A 15741-nucleotide genomic window follows, 5' to 3' on the forward strand; every position below is an offset into this window, starting at 1 on the left:
TTTTTACTTAGTCATGAATCAAGAATAAGTTACGCTTCGACTCCACTCACCCGTGCAGCTTTATTTATCTCAACTAAATAGCTAATCGTACCCTGAGCAAAGTCGAAGGTAGCTTAAAAAAACATGTTAAGCATTATCCATACTTTTAATGTTACTGTATAGTTTGCAAGCTCAAAGAATGATAAAAAATCAGCAATATAGCGCAGTGATATAAGATATTTTTATAAAGAAAGATACCCAACTACTAAAGCCACTGGGAGTAAGAGTTATTATTTTACTGAGCTCACACCTGCCTTTACTGGCACAGGTGAGTTAGATGAATTGAAGTAACTAAAAAACTTGCCTTCTGGTTTTAAGATAAACACGTCATCTTTTTTACCACTAAAGCTTGCTTGGTAAGCCTGCATACTACGCCAGAAATTATAGAAATTCTCTGATTTGCCATAAGCATCTATATAAATTTCAGCCGCTTTTGCATCTGCTTTGGCCTTGATCTCTTTGGCATCGCGATCAGCTTTGGCTAAGGTAATCGTCACTGTCGCATCAGCATCTGCACGAATAGATTCTGACATCTGCTCACCTTGCGCGCGAATTGAAGACGCTACTTTTTGACGCTCTGAACGCATACGCTGATAAATCGACTCCGTCACTGTTTCAGGTAGGTCAATCTGCTTAATACGCACATCAACAACATCAATACCGATCTTCTTCGCTTGATCTTGGACACTCTTTGTTAATGTCTGCATCAATTGATCACGCTCATTGTTAATCAGACCCTGAATATCAATCTTACCAACCTCAGCGCGTAATGACGCCTCTAAGAATTGTCTTAATAATAATTCAGCACGTGAATCATTACCAGAAACACTACGATAGAATTGCGAAATATTATTAATCTTCCACTCTAAATAGGCATCAATGATCACATCTTTTTGCTCATTGGTCACCACGCGCGATGAATCCACTGTTAATGTGCGTAAGCGCATATCATAGGTTTTGACTTGCTCAATAAGTGGAATTTTAAAATGCAATCCTGGCGTGTAAACCTTGACCTGACCATCACGGGTTTGATTTAACTCACCAAGCTTTAAAATCACGGCTTCATTGCCTTGATTGACACGAAACATTGAGCTGAACATCAACAACAATGCCACAATGACAACAACGATTAGTCCCATTAGTTTATTGCTCATCGCTGACCTCCTTGAACCGTTGAAGAAATTGCCAGCGGTGATAATTTATCACCATAGAATAAATTTTTAGCGCCATCGCCATCAACGATATAAAGCTTGTTGTTTTTAAAGATATTTTCCATAGTTTGATAATATAGCTGATTCTCAATAATACTTGGATTTTGCTGATACACAGGTAATAACTGACTGAAGTTGGCGACATTACCTTGTGCTTCAAGCACCACTTTTTCCTGATAAGCACGCGCTTCATCCATAATCCGTTGCGCGCGCCCCTTCGCTACTGGTACAACCTTGTTGGCATAGCTTTGCGCCTCGTTTTGTACACGCTCACGATCTTCACGTGCCTTAATCACATCATCAAAAGCACTTTTAACTTCAGCAGGTGCTTGCGCTGGTTGCATGATCACTTCATTGACCAAAATGCCCGTTTTGTACTTATTTAAAAGCTTCTCTAATTCTTTTTGCACTTCTAAGGTAATTTGCGTTCTTGAGGTCGTTAGAATCTTCTCTAGTTTGTTCTCACCAACCACTTGACGCACCGCACTCTCAAGCGCTTGACGCAAGATAAGCTCTGGATTATTGGTAGCAAATAAATAATCCTCTAAATTAGCAATACGATACTGTACTGAGAATGACACATGCACAATATTCTCTTCAGAAGTCAGCATTTGCTTATCAAGCTTAATGGTGTTTAGTACTTCAACATCTTTTTTGATAACACTGACAAAACCAGGTGCATGCCAGTGCATTCCTGGTCCTTCAATACTTGAGAACTTACCAAAGGTCAAAACGGCAGCCTGTTGCGCTGGTTGCACGACATAAATACCCATGCCAGCCCAAATAATAACAGCTGCAGCAACTACGCCAATCGCGATTTTCTTCACCGGTAATGGCTTTTGATCGGCACTGCGTGAGTAGATACTTTTGCGCTGATTATCATCTTTGCGTGGCGGTTCATTATTGTTGTTACCATTGTTATTATGATCACCACCGTGATTATTGCCATTATTGCCGTTATTACCGTTGTTGCTCAATGAATTATTATCTTGCTTACGTCCTTTGCCTAGAAATCGACGGATCGCCTCTTCTAAATCTGGTGGTCCTTGATTAAATACCTTATGTCGTGACAAAAATTTTAATGCCATAGATACTACTTTTGTTTTGCTCTTTCAGTGCCCCTAATGGTGACTAAATTTTGCTATTAACTCAAGTTTATTATTTCGACATATCGCATCAAAATCATTTTTTGCAATGTGTATTGTTAATTGATATTCACCTGTATCCATTATCTGCTCTTTTTCAACCACACCTAGCTGATAAAATGCTGCACGAACTTTGCCTTCATTCGGCATCAAGGTCAATACACCTTTGAGCCATTCTTGATTAAAGTGCCTAGCAATCGCTTCATACAAATATTCAACGCCATTACCAGTTTGCGCCGAGAGATAGACATCCGCAGGACGATCTTCATGGTAAACAATATGAGGTGCTAAGTTATCTAAACGATCAATTTTGTTATACACGTTAAGAATAGGCTTATCATCCGCCTCAATCTGCTGTAGCACCAATTTCACTTGCTCGATATACGCGCGATGATGCTCATCAGCATAGTCAATCACATGCACTAGTAGGTCCGCTTCAATCGCCTCTTCAAGCGTTGCACAAAATGCTTCAACCAAATCATGTGGTAGATTTCGGATAAAACCCACGGTATCGGATAATACAACCTCACCTAATTTAGGCACATCGATTTTGCGCAGCGTTGGATCTAGCGTTGCAAACAATTGATCTTTGGCTAAAACGCTTGCGCCACTTAGTTGATTAAACAAGGTTGATTTACCAGCATTGGTATAACCAACAAAAGCAATGGTTGGCACGTCATTTTTCTGACGTGACGCGCGACTTAAGCCACGTTGTTTTTTGACTTTTTCAAGGCGCTTTTCAATCTGGGCAATACGTTGGCGCAACAAACGTCGATCTAGCTCAAGTTGAGTCTCACCAGGTCCACCGCGCACCCCAATACCACCCTTTTGCCGCTCTAAATGCGTCCAACCGCGCACCAAGCGCGTGGCTGCATAATTTAACTGTGCTAATTCAACCTGAAGCTTACCTTCATGCGTTTGCGCCCGTTGTGAAAATATCTCTAAGATCAAACGCGTGCGATCAATGACTTTGCAATTTAATGCTTTTTCAATATTGCGCTCTTGCGAAGGCGTAATACTGTGATTAAAAACCACCAGATCAATTTCGTGTTCTTCAATCATCGCTTTAATCTCTTCAAGCTTGCCTTTGCCACAAAAATATTTAGGATCAGGCTGCGAGCGACGTGCTGTAATAGTCTGTACAATCTGCCAATTAGCAGCATGCACAAGTCCATTGAGCTCAGAAAGCTCAGCGTTTAATTCAGATTTAGATGAAAAATCGATATCGATGAGTAGGCAGTTTTCGCCTACCTCATGTTCTTGAAAGATCTCCAAAGAAAGATCCTCTTAATTTAGGTTATAGATAAATACTATTGTTGTGCAGATTGTTGATTGTAGTGATCATCTGCATTGTTTACATCATCATATGACTCTTCAAATGAAGTTTCATCCATAGATTCAAAATCATCTTCTTGATCTGAGTTATGATTTTGTTGGCTGTGGTTTGGATTGTAATTGCTATAAACCAAACGCACTGCTTTGGCAGGAACTACTGTTGAGATCGCATGTTTATAAACCATTTGGTTAACGCTGTTGCGCAATACAATAGAAAACTGATCAAACGCTTCGATAACGCCTTGCAACTTAATGCCATTTACCAAGTAAATTGATACAGAAATTTTCTCTTTTCTTAACGCATTTAAAAACGGATCTTGCAAAGATGCGATTCTAGACATAGTAATATCCTCTTTATTGTTCTTTAATAGTTATAATAATTTTAGTTAAGGTTATTTACCTCGCAGCTTAAGCTGCTGGCAGGCATTCTATCACTATCCTTGACCATAACAAAGGACAATAGCGGGATTTTTATGCGCAAACTAAAGTTTTTGATCAAGCTAAAGCGATTCCTCACGCAACTGGTGATTCCTTTTATATCATTTTTTCGGCATAATGCTCGGCATAATAAAATATCTACTACACAAGCATATGCAACACATCCGAAACTTTTCTATTATTGCGCATATTGATCATGGCAAATCAACGCTTTCTGATCGCTTTATTCAGGTCTGTCAGGGGTTAACTGATCGCGAGATGAAAGAGCAAGTTCTTGATTCAATGGATATTGAGCGCGAGCGTGGCATTACCATCAAAGCACAAAGTGTCACCTTAAACTACACTGCCAAAGATGGACAAACCTATCAGCTGAATTTTATTGACACGCCAGGGCATGTTGACTTCTCATACGAGGTATCACGCTCACTGGCGGCTTGTGAAGGTGCGTTATTAGTTGTCGATGCAGCTCAAGGTGTTGAAGCACAAACAGTTGCCAATTGCTATACCGCGATTGAACAAAACTTAGAAGTCATTCCCGTACTTAATAAAATTGACCTGCCATCCGCCGAGCCTGAGCGAGTGTGTGCTGAGATTGAAGACATTATTGGCATCGAAGCCGTGGGTGCAACAACCTGTAGTGCTAAAACTGGCTTGGGTGTTGAAGATGTGCTAGAGACGATTATCGCCAAAATCCCTGCCCCTGTTGGTGACTTAACGGCACCTTTGCAAGCATTGATTATCGACTCATGGTTTGATCCTTACCTTGGCGTTGTATCACTTGTGCGCATTCGCAATGGTCAGTTACAAGTAGGCGACAAAATCAAAGTGATGTCGACAGGGCAAAGCTACCAAGTGGATCAACTAGGCGTTTTCACACCAAAAATGCATAAGCAGCAAACACTAAAAGCCGGTGAAGTTGGTTTTATTGTTGCAGGCATTAAAGATATTCATGGCGCCCCTGTAGGGGACACGTTAACACTGACTAAAAATCCAACGGATAAACCCGTTCCTGGATTTAAACGCGTTCAGCCTCAAGTCTATGCTGGCATGTTTCCAATTAGTGCTGATGATTTTGAAGCATTTCGTGAAGCATTGGAGAAATTAAGCTTAAATGACGCTTCTCTTTTCTTTGAACCGGAAGTCTCACAAGCGCTTGGCTTTGGCTTTCGCTGCGGATTTTTGGGACTTCTGCATATGGAGATTATTCAAGAGCGCTTGGAGCGTGAATACGATCTTGATCTAATCACCTCAGCGCCAACGGTTATCTATAAAGTAACCCTTAAAAACGGTGACGAGATCGAAGTTGATAATCCATCAAAACTACCAGAGCCTTCCGCCATCGCTGAAGTGCGTGAGCCGATTGTTCGCGCGTCTATTTTAGTACCACAAGATTATGTCGGCGCGATTATCACGCTTTGTGTTGAAAAGCGTGGTACGCAAGTCGATATGAATTATTTGGGGCGCCAAGTATCTATTGTTTATGATATCCCGATGATCGAGGTCGTTTCTGATTTCTTTGATCGTTTAAAATCTGTTAGCCGTGGCTACGCCTCACTTGATTATGAATTACAGCGTTATGAAGCAGCCAACATGGTGCTCTTAGATATTCTTATTAATGGCGAGAAAGTCGACGCTCTTGCCAGTATCGTTCACAAAGATCAGTCTGTTTACAAAGGACGTGAGCTCGTTGAGCGCTTAAAAGAGCTTATCCCAAGACAGATGTTTGAAGTTGCTATCCAAGCGGCAATTGGTGGCGCTATCATCGCTCGAAGTACTGTAAAAGCCATGCGTAAAAACGTTCTTGCCAAATGTTATGGTGGGGATGTATCACGTAAGCGAAAGCTTCTTGATAAGCAAAAAGCCGGTAAAAAGCGCATGAAACAAGTTGGCAACGTTGAAGTGCCACAAGAAGCGTTTTTATCGGTACTTAAAAAGAATTAACAACTGGAGTTACGCACTTTTAAAAATCCATGATTTCATAAACACCCCGTCAGCCTTCGGCTGCCACCCCTCTTGTAAAGAGGGGAATTGGGCAAAAGTTGATTTTATATTCCCCTCTTTGCAAGAGGGGTGCCGAGCTTGCGAGGCGGGGTGTTGAAATAAGAAAGATGAGTAACCTCAGTTAATAAGCCAATTACTGCGATCACTCTCAATTATTAAGCGTTTTAAAACATGGATTTTAAACCAATTAGACTCTCTGCCAAATGGCAAACCGTTATTAGTAACATCGTCGGAGTGTATTCACCAAGTTCAATATCTAAAGCAGCTCTATTTAATTTTTGTACTCTCACTCACCCACGGATAAACCCGTGATGCTCTGCCTTCGACCACATAGATATAAATTAAGGTGAGATGACAAAATATGTTGGTAAATGTTAGCTTTGGGTATTTCTAGGAATTTTTTGATGTTATTGAAGATCATATTTTAAGTCTTTTTTCATTTGATTTGGTCAATATGCATAATCATACAATGGCATACGGTTAATGTGATGTGCTTTTAATTTAATTGATTTTATATAATGCTAGTCGTGAATCAACAAAATAAAAGGAGTTTAGTTATGCTATATAATAAGTCATTAATGAAAGTATTCTTGGTACAGCTTAAATATAAATATTTCAAGAGCTTTTCTGCTCTTGTAATGCAAATGAACTAAGTTAGGAATGTTTCTAAGAAATCAATAGAGGTCATAAAATGAGAGTTTTAATAAAGAGCGGAATTCAGCGAGTTAGACTTCAAGGGATCGAAATCACTATTTGCGCTATTCGCAATTATTCAGGAAAATATTATGAATAAGATTAATTCTTGTCAGTTTTTGGTAAGGTATTTGAGGAAATACTTTTGTGTGTTACTTAAACGATTATGATGATTTATAAAAATGAATAAATATATTATTTGGGATATGGATGGAACACTGGTTAACGGTGAGAAAATAAGTGAAGAAGCTTTTTATTATGCCTGCGGGCTTTATGATATTTTGATCCCTCCCAATTTTAAATTTGAGTCTGGATTAAGTGATTACTTAAAGCTGGAATCAATTGGTCTAAAGAAAAGCAAATCAATAGAAATTGTTCAAGCTATGGATGAATATTATATTAAAAATATTAATTCAAACTTTATTGTAAATGGTGCTATTGAACTCATCAATTTTTTTGAAGAAGAGGGTTATAGGCAAATCTGCGTAAGTAACTCTGATAGGATAAAACTAAATGCAAACCTTAATCTTTCGAACGCCTTTGATAAATTAATTTTTTCTTTATCTGCAAATGACGTTGTACACCCAAAACCAGACAAAGAAATATATAATAAAGCTATGACTTATGCAGGAATTACTAATGAGCTAGTAATAGCAATAGAAGATAGCGAAACAGGATGTAATGCAGCTTTAAGCGCAGGAGTAAAGCTTCTTTGCTTAAATAATATTAAGCTTACTAACCATCCTAATTATCAAAATTCTAAACCGCAAAGTTGTTTAGAGGAAATATATACTTATCGCCATAAAATATTTAATCAATACAAATTAAGAAATATATTTAAGCAAGCCCTTCGTTGAGCTGTCATAGCTTTCATTATCAAAATCTTGTTGTTCTAAGCTCATTAAAATTGGTTTGCCCAATGCTTTACCTAATTCGACCCCCCATTGATCAAAACTATTGATGCCCCACAAGATACCTTGAACAAAAATTTTATGCTCATATAAGGCAATCAACTCGCCTAATGCATGTGGGGTTAGTTTATCGATGACTATCGTGTTACTTGGCTTATTGCCCGCAATGACTTTTTGTGGCGCTAACGTGTTGATTTCACTTTCTGCTAAGCCTTGTGCTTTGAACTCATCAATGACTTCATTTAATGATTTGCCTTGCATCAAAGCTTGCGATTGCGCCAAGCAATTCGCTAATAGCGCTTGATGATGATCTTTCAAGGAATGATGAGGCTTTTTAATCGCTATAAAATCAGCAGGAACGATGACATTACCTTGATGCAGTAACTGATGAAACGCATGCTGTCCATTAGTACCAACCCCACCCCACAATACTACGCCTGTTTGTTCAGGGCTTAAGCTGCCATCTTTTTTGCATGATTTGCCATTGCTCTCCATATCTGCTTGCTGCAAATAATCCACCAAATGACGCAAACGCTCATCATACGCCAAAATCGCCTGTGATTGCGTGTGATAAAAATCACTATATAAGGTTGCGATCAAAGCAACAATAATCGGCATACTCTTTGTCAATGGTGCACTTTTGAAGTGATTATCCATCGCAAACGCGCCTTTTAATAAATCTTCAAAATTCGCAAAGCCAATCGCAAATACAATTGCCATGCCAATTGAGGACCATAGCGAGTAGCGCCCACCGACCCAATCCCACATTTGGAAACAGTTATCAAGATCAATGCCAAAAGCCTCTACTTTATCAAGTGCACTCGATACCGCGACGAAATGCTTAGCCACGGCAACTTGATCTTGTTGGTAGAATTCAAGCAACCACTTGCGTGCAGTCATTGCATTCATCAAGGTTTCTTGTGTGGTAAATGATTTAGATGCCACAATAAACAATGTGGTCTCAGGGTTAAGCTTAGTGGTAATACTCAAAATAGATTCAGCATCAACATTTGAAACAAAATGCACCTTTGTTTTATTTAAGTGATAAGGTGCTAATGCCTCAACCACCATTCTAGGTCCCAAATCAGAGCCACCAATACCAATATTAACTACATCAGTAATCTTTTTACCTGAATGCCCACGCCATTGCCCATTATGCACTTTTTCAACCAATGCTTTGACACGCAAGCGCTCTTTGATAATTTCGGGTTTAACATCAACGCCATCAACCATAATCGCTTGATCAGAGAAATCACGCAATGCAGTATGTAATACAGCACGATGCTCACTAGTGTTAATCTTCTCTCCGGCGAACATTTTATCGCGATATTTCTCAACCTTTGCATCACGTGCCAACTCAAAAAGCCTTGCTAAGATATCATCCGTTAACTTATTTTTTGAATAATCCAATAATAAACTACCAACCTGCAAATGATATTTATTAAATCGATCTTCATCTTCTTTAAATAAACTCTTGATATCCAAGCTTGAATAATCCGTTTTCAGTAAATGCTGTAACTGCTGTCTTATATGTTGATTCATTTTAATTCCTTGTCTTATTCCTCATCCAATTCACTGGCAGCCGCCTGATCGAGATGCCAAACTAAGCGTCCAGTTTCAAGTTCCACTGCTTTAGCCGGATAATCTATCGTCACGCTCTCGCGATCAAACACCTTAGCTAACATAGCGGCTTTGTTTTCACCTGTCACTAAAAAGTCAATCATTTTGGCATTGTTAAGTACTTTAAGTGTTAAAGTAATCCGCGTTTGCTTTGTGCTTGGATGCACGGCAATCTCAACCCATTTATCTGATGACAACGGTACGCCATTGACAAATAAAGATGCGGTATGTCCATCATCTCCCATACCCAACCACACCCAATCAAACTGTGGCACACCATCGATTTGTGGTACATGCTTTTTTAACTCTCTGACATAGTTAAGGGCGGCTTGCTCAGGTGAAATATCGCCTTGCATTGGATGCAAATTCTCCCTTGGGATATCAACACTTGCAAACAATAACCTATCCGCCTCACCGAAATTACTTTCTTTATCCGCAAAATCAACACAACGCTCATCACACCACCAAAAGTGCAGTTTCTGCCAATTGATTGCCGTGGACTGCCCTAGTTGATTAATCAACTCAAAGATACTCTTAGGTGTTGTACCACCTGATAATGCAATATGCACACAATCTTGTGTCGAGTGTGACAATGTGACTAGCTTATCAAACATCGAATAAGCGATATCTTGCTGCTGTTGATAGATAATATATGACATTGATTTCCTTAAATTATTTTGGCTATGATGCTATTACTTTTTCTGCTTAAAGACAGACGATGGATTACGCCAAGCATGTCCAAGCTCAGCAAGCATCTTATCGGCTTCAACAGGACCAAACGAACCACTTGGATAAAAGCTTAATAAGCTTTTACCATGCTTTTGTACATATTGAATAATCGGGTCAATGATATTCCAACAGGCTTCGACTGCATCATTTCGAGCAAACAGCGTATTATCCCCCTGCAAGGCATCAAGGATCAAGCGCTCATAGGCAGTTGGCATTGATTTCTGTGCGAAGTCAGAGTAATAAAAACCCATATCAACTTCATGCGTTTTAAAGCCACTACCTGGTTCTTTGGCAGCAAAGCTTAATTTAATGCCCTCATCCGGCTGAATACGAATCACCAATTGATTTTTAAACTTGGTAATCTTCTGCACTTGTGAGAAGAAAGGATGAGGTGTCGCCTTAAAGTTAATTACCACCTCAGAAACGCGTTGATTCAAGCGCTTCCCAGTGCGCACATAAAACGGCACATCATGCCAACGCCAATTATCAATAAAAAAGCGAATCGCGGCATAAGTTTCTGTTGTTGAGTTTGCAGCAACTCCCTCTTCATCGCGATAGCCGCCTTTACAAACACCTTGCACACAGCCTTCTTGATATTGCCCTGTGACGACATTCTCTTTAATATCTTCAGCTGACTTAAAGCGACGAATCGATTGAAATACCTTTAAGGTTTCATTGCGAATCGAATAGGCATCCATCTTTGCCGGTGGCTCCATAGCGACAATTCCTAAGAGCTGTAACAAGTGATTTTGAATCATGTCACGAATCGCACCATTTTGATCATAATAGCCGGCACGCGAGCCAAGACCAATTGCCTCATTGGCATAGATCTGAACATTTTCAATATGTGAAGCATTCCATAGTGGTTCAAAAATCGCATTAGCAAAGCGAAATACCAATAGGTTTTGAACGGTTTCTTTCCCTAGATAATGATCAATGCGAAATAACTGTGACTCTTGATAATGCTGCAATAAATGCGCATTCAAAGCTTGAGCACTTTGCTCATCTGTGCCAAAGGGCTTCTCAATAATAATGCGCTTATAGCCATCATGCTCATCATTAAGTCCAAGTTTGGCAATATGCTGTGGGATCTCATAGTATAAGCTCGGTGGCGTTGATAAATAAAACAAGAAATTATGTTCAAGCTTATGTGTTTTGCACAGTGCCTTTAAGCGCTTTTGTAAACAGACATAACCCTCATCTTTATAGACATCTATCTGCTGATAAAACACTTGCGCCAAGAACTTATCGATCGCTTTTTTTTCTTTTGGATGCTCCTCCAGCAATGCTTCTTGCATTTTTTGACGAAAACGCTCGTCATCAAACTCACTACGCGACACACCCAATACAATATTGCTTTTACTTAAGTCTTTTTGCTGATAAAGACTAAATATTGCCGGCATTAATTTGCGTGCGGTTAAATCCCCAGAGGCACCAAAAATGACGATAACTCCGTTTGCTAGCTTCTTTTGCATCAAGCTTCTCTAGTTAGTGATCAAACGCCGTTATTTATATCATTTTTTACTGATAAGTTCATCTGCTAATTGCTTTGAAGCTGAGAATAAATTAGGACTTAAGCCATGAATTAAAGATCTGAACATCGCGCTCTGATAACGTGCCTGCGTCAAGCTTAAGTTGCAAAACATCGGTCACATATTTGTATTTAGACGCTGCTAACAATGACATGCTTTCATATAATTTTTGCAACTGATCTAACACTTCAGTAATGGTTGAACTACCCACCTTATAACGTGCTTGATATTGTTTATACGCTGCATCACCTGCGATAACGGATTGTTTATAGGCTTCAATCTGCTTGACATCAGAGACCACATTATAGAAATCGACTTCGATATTCTGCGTAATCGTGCGTTGCTGATCGAGTGTGGTAAATTCCGCTGCCTGATAATTAAATGCTGCTTGCTTTCTAGCAGCATAATCACTACCACCATTTAGAATATTCCAGCTAAAGGTTACACCAACATAGCCATTGCTATAATTGCCTAAAGGCAAAAGTGCCTTATCTGTCGCAAAATTACTACCTGAATTATCATTGACACTATAATTCGCCATTAAGCTAACATTCGGCAGGAAATTACCTGTTGATGCAGACCAGGTTTTTGCTGCTGCATTTTGGGTATAAAGCTGCGCTTTGAGATTTGGATTACTGGCATGTGCACGCTTAACCCACTCACCAATACTATCTGGTGATGGATTGGTGAAATTCACATTATCCTTTAAATCAGCTAATGATTTGTTATCGACACCCGTGTATTGATACAAAGCATAATAAGCCGATGCAACATTATTCTCTGCTGCTTTCAAATCTGCTAACGCACTATAGTAGTTTGATTCAGCGACTTTAACATCGACACTGGTGGACATCCCAACCTTAAGCTTAAGCTTTGACTGATCAAGTGTACTTTGTACTGCTTTGAGTTTCGCCTTTAAAAAGACAACTTGCTCTTTAGCATTGAGCACATTAAAGTACGCCGTTGCCACATCCAAAATAAACTGCTGCTTTTGCGCATTATAGGTTTCTTCAGCACTTAAGGCACTTTGTTTTGACGCTTGATAAGTTTGATAGCTTCCGTAATTAAAAAGCGTTTGCGTGAGACTAATACCCGCTGTGTAGTTACGATAACTACCACTTTCTGGTGTTGTCTGAATCTGATTAAGTGTGGCTCCAGCGTTTAAACCGATATTTGGTAGCAAAGCGCCCAAAGCAATAGGCTCAGCCATCTTGCTTGATTGCATCGTATAAAAATCCGCTTTATATTGCGGAGAGTTCTCAAGTGCTTGTTGGTAAATTTGCACCAAATTTTCAACTGGCGTCTCCGTAGTTGCCATAGCAACACCTGCACTTATTGCAAGTGATAGCCCCAGAAGTGTTTTTATTTTAAAGGTCATACCTTTTCTTCCTAATTTTAATGTTCAATAAACACCTTGCTATTATAGTCGCTCTTTCACCCATTCGTGCACCGAAGTCATCGCTTTTGGCAAGTTTTGTGGATCATTACCACCTGCTTGCGCCATATCAGGACGCCCACCACCTTTACCACCAACTTGATTTGCAATGAAATTAATTAATTCACCGGCTTTAATCTTATCAGTGATTGCTTTACTCACACCTACGGCAATTTGTGCTTTACCTTCATTTTCAGTAGAAAGTGCAATAACCACTTTGGTTTTTTGTGCTTTGTATTGATCAATTTTTTCGCGTAGCACACCCATATCAACATTTGGTAATAGTGCTGAAATCAGTGTGACATCATCAATTTGCGCTTCGTCAATGGCAATGGCATCACCTGATGAAATTTGCTGCTTTAAACCTTTAATCACCTTATCTTGTGCTTTGATTTGCTGCTGCAATTTCAATAATTTATCCAAGACATTATCATCATTAGACTTTAATAGCTCATGAATCGTTGTTAATGTCTCTTCTTTTTCCTCTATATAGTTTTCAGCATAAAGACCTGTGACTGCTTCAATACGACGCACGCCAGAAGCAATACCACTTTCAGAGGTTATTTTAAATAAACCAATATCACCCGTTTGGGCGACATGCGTACCTCCGCAAAGCTCAATAGAGAAGTCTCCAACGCGCAAGACACGCACGATATCGCCATATTTTTCACCAAAAAGCGCCATCGCACCCATATCTTTAGCCACTTCAGGCGAGGTTTCTATCGTTTCTACAGAAAGGTTTTGACGAATAATCGCATTAACCAAACGCTCTACTTCTTTTATCTGCTTTGTCGTGACTGCTGATGGGTTTGAAAAATCAAAACGTAATTTATTACACTCAACCAATGAGCCTTTTTGCTCAACATGACAACCAACAATTTCGCGTAATGCTGCATGCAATAAATGTGTTGCGGTGTGATGCGCTGCCGTTGTTGCACGTTTATTAGAGATTTGTGCGGTCACTTCATCATCAATAGCAAAGCTTCCCTTTGTTACCTTACCAATGTGTAAAAATGCAGATCCTGATTTTTGCACATCTTCAACAGTAAACTCACTACCTAATGTCTCGATCACACCTTTATCGGCAACCTGTCCACCAGACTCTGCATAAAAAGGTGTTTGATTCAAAATAATAACACCTTCTTGCCCTATCATAAGTTTATCTGTTTTTTTACCTTCACTAAAAAGTGCTAACACATGCGCATCGGATACCGGCACTGAGTAACCAACAAAAGTTGTCTGTAAATCCGTCTTGATCATTTGATTATAATCAACACCGAATTTACTGGCGGACTTTGCCCGCGCTTTTTGCGCTTCCATAGCATTTGTGAAGCCTGCTTCATCAACCGTTAAATTGCGCTCTCTGGCAATATCCGCTGTTAAATCCAATGGAAAACCATAGGTATCATATAGCTTAAATGCCGTCCGCCCTGAAATCACATTACTATCAAGTGTGGCAATTTCCTCTTCAAGGATTTTCATGCCATGACTTAGCGTTTTTTCAAATTGCTCTTCTTCTTTTCTTAAGACATCCTCAATCAACGCTTGTTTTTCTTTCAAAACGGGATAGGCCTCAGCCATCACAGCAACCAATGTCGCCACTAGTCGATAAAAGAAAATTTCCATTGCACCTAGCTTATCACCATGGCGCACGGCTCTACGAATAATGCGACGCAATACATAACCTCGCCCTTCATTTGAAGGTAAAACACCATCGACAATTAAGAAACTGCATGCGCGAATATGATCTGCTAAAACTTTAAGCGATGGATTATCGATATCTTCTGTTGCCACAATCTTTGCTGCCGCATCAATAAGTTTCTGAAATATATCAATCTCATAATTGCTATGCACATGCTGCAATACTGCTGCAATGCGCTCAAGCCCCATCCCCGTGTCAACCGACGGATTAGGTAATTTCTCTAAAGTACCATCGATCAAGCGATTGTATTGCATAAACACCAGATTCCAGATCTCGATATAGCGATCTCCATCTTCCTCAGGCGTCCCTGGAGGACCTCCGGCAACTTCCTCCCCATGATCATAAAAGATCTCAGTGCATGGTCCACAAGGACCTGTGTCACCCATTGCCCAGAAATTATCTTTAGCACCTATGCGTGATAGACGCTTAGGATCAACACCGACTTCTTTGATCCAGATATCCTCAGCTTCTTTATCTTCTTCAAAGACAGTCACCCAAAGCTTCTCCTTAGGAAGCTTCAGTACTTCGATCAGATACTCCCAAGCATAGAAAATAGCATCACGTTTAAAATAATCACCAAAGCTAAAGTTTCCTAACATTTCAAAAAAAGTATGATGACGCGCCGTATAGCCAACATTCTCTAAATCATTATGTTTGCCACCTGCACGCACACATTTTTGTGAGCTGACAGCACGCGTATACGATCTTTTATCCGCACCCAAAAAAACATCTTTGAATTGCACCATCCCAGCATTTGTGAATAATAAGGTTTCATCATTCACTGGCACCAACGATGAGCTTGCTACCTCTTGGTGCCCTTTGGATTTAAAAAAGTCAATAAAAGACCGTCTAATTTCATTAGTTGTAATCATGCTTGCTCTACTGGTGTCAATTTAAAATTCAAAATCGATGCCTAGTTTACTATAGAATCGCAGCTTGGCAAAAGTAGT

The 15741-nt window shown here is 39.7% G+C and carries 11 protein-coding genes; 2 read left to right on the forward strand and 9 right to left on the reverse strand.

From position 1 onward, the window contains the following. Positions 1-269: 269 nt before the first annotated feature. Genes hflC through hfq form a run of 4 tightly spaced genes read right to left on the reverse strand, consistent with a single transcriptional unit; the run spans position 270 to position 4071 of the window. Positions 270-1193, reverse strand: coding sequence for a protease modulator HflC (hflC, locus tag NYP54_RS04100; RefSeq protein ID WP_283157280.1), 924 nt, complete (start codon positions 1191-1193; stop codon positions 270-272). Continuing rightward, the gene (hflK, locus tag NYP54_RS04105) at positions 1190-2338 is read right to left on the reverse strand and encodes an FtsH protease activity modulator HflK (protein WP_283157281.1); all 1149 of its coding nucleotides are present in this window, start codon (positions 2336-2338) and stop codon (positions 1190-1192) included. Before hflK ends, hflC begins: the two co-directional genes overlap by 4 nt. Before the next feature lie 33 nt (positions 2339-2371). Continuing rightward, positions 2372-3670 carry a ribosome rescue GTPase HflX gene (hflX, locus tag NYP54_RS04110; protein ID WP_283157282.1) on the reverse strand — a complete coding sequence of 433 codons (1299 nt, stop codon included), beginning with the start codon at positions 3668-3670 and terminating at the stop codon, positions 2372-2374. Between the two features lie 35 nt (positions 3671-3705). Continuing rightward, positions 3706-4071, reverse strand: a complete 366-nt coding sequence (gene hfq, locus NYP54_RS04115) for an RNA chaperone Hfq (protein WP_117001937.1) — start codon at positions 4069-4071, stop codon at positions 3706-3708. Positions 4072-4321: 250 nt separating this feature from the next. Between hfq and lepA the strand changes: the two genes are divergently transcribed. Both lepA and NYP54_RS04125 read left to right on the forward strand, forming a co-directional pair. Then, positions 4322-6109 carry a translation elongation factor 4 gene (gene lepA / locus NYP54_RS04120; RefSeq protein WP_283157283.1) on the forward strand — a complete coding sequence of 596 codons (1788 nt, stop codon included), beginning with the start codon at positions 4322-4324 and terminating at the stop codon, positions 6107-6109. Positions 6110-7044: 935 nt separating this feature from the next. Continuing rightward, positions 7045-7719 carry an HAD family phosphatase gene (locus tag NYP54_RS04125; protein ID WP_283157284.1) on the forward strand — a complete coding sequence of 225 codons (675 nt, stop codon included), beginning with the start codon at positions 7045-7047 and terminating at the stop codon, positions 7717-7719. On the opposite strand, the gene pgi is transcribed toward NYP54_RS04125, so the two are convergent. From pgi to alaS, 5 genes are all read right to left on the reverse strand, one after another. After that, the gene (pgi, locus tag NYP54_RS04130) at positions 7687-9315 is read right to left on the reverse strand and encodes a glucose-6-phosphate isomerase (RefSeq protein WP_283157285.1); all 1629 of its coding nucleotides are present in this window, start codon (positions 9313-9315) and stop codon (positions 7687-7689) included. The genes NYP54_RS04125 and pgi overlap by 33 nt on opposite strands. A gap of 14 nt (positions 9316-9329) precedes the next feature. Further along, positions 9330-10052 (reverse strand): 6-phosphogluconolactonase, encoded by a 723-nt coding sequence (gene pgl / locus NYP54_RS04135; protein ID WP_283157286.1) that lies wholly within the window; start codon positions 10050-10052, stop codon positions 9330-9332. A gap of 33 nt (positions 10053-10085) precedes the next feature. Next, positions 10086-11597: a glucose-6-phosphate dehydrogenase gene (gene zwf / locus NYP54_RS04140; protein ID WP_283157287.1), complete on the reverse strand. Its 1512-nt coding sequence runs from the start codon at positions 11595-11597 to the stop codon at positions 10086-10088. 91 nt (positions 11598-11688) lie between these two features. Continuing rightward, on the reverse strand, positions 11689-13032 hold the full coding sequence (locus tag NYP54_RS04145) for a TolC family outer membrane protein (RefSeq protein WP_283157288.1): 1344 nt from the start codon (positions 13030-13032) through the stop codon (positions 11689-11691). A gap of 42 nt (positions 13033-13074) precedes the next feature. Next, complete coding sequence (alaS, locus tag NYP54_RS04150; protein ID WP_283157289.1) at positions 13075-15663, reverse strand: alanine--tRNA ligase; 2589 nt, start codon at positions 15661-15663, stop codon at positions 13075-13077. Positions 15664-15741: the final 78 nt, after the last annotated feature.

This window comes from Cysteiniphilum sp. QT6929 (genome assembly GCF_030035755.1).
GTDB lineage: Bacteria > Pseudomonadota > Gammaproteobacteria > Francisellales > Francisellaceae > Caedibacter > Caedibacter litoralis.

Coding starts and splice junctions, on each gene's coding strand:
- hflC (WP_283157280.1), bottom strand. CDS start 1,193: ATGAGCAATAAACTAATGGGACTAATCGTTGTTGTCATTGTGGCATTG.
- hflK (WP_283157281.1), bottom strand. CDS start 2,338: ATGGCATTAAAATTTTTGTCACGACATAAGGTATTTAATCAAGGACCA.
- hfq (WP_117001937.1), bottom strand. CDS start 4,071: ATGTCTAGAATCGCATCTTTGCAAGATCCGTTTTTAAATGCGTTAAGA.
- lepA (WP_283157283.1), top strand. CDS start 4,322: ATGCAACACATCCGAAACTTTTCTATTATTGCGCATATTGATCATGGC.
- NYP54_RS04125 (WP_283157284.1), top strand. CDS start 7,045: ATGAATAAATATATTATTTGGGATATGGATGGAACACTGGTTAACGGT.
- pgi (WP_283157285.1), bottom strand. CDS start 9,315: ATGAATCAACATATAAGACAGCAGTTACAGCATTTACTGAAAACGGAT.
- pgl (WP_283157286.1), bottom strand. CDS start 10,052: ATGTCATATATTATCTATCAACAGCAGCAAGATATCGCTTATTCGATG.
- zwf (WP_283157287.1), bottom strand. CDS start 11,597: ATGCAAAAGAAGCTAGCAAACGGAGTTATCGTCATTTTTGGTGCCTCT.
- NYP54_RS04145 (WP_283157288.1), bottom strand. CDS start 13,032: ATGACCTTTAAAATAAAAACACTTCTGGGGCTATCACTTGCAATAAGT.
- alaS (WP_283157289.1), bottom strand. CDS start 15,663: ATGATTACAACTAATGAAATTAGACGGTCTTTTATTGACTTTTTTAAA.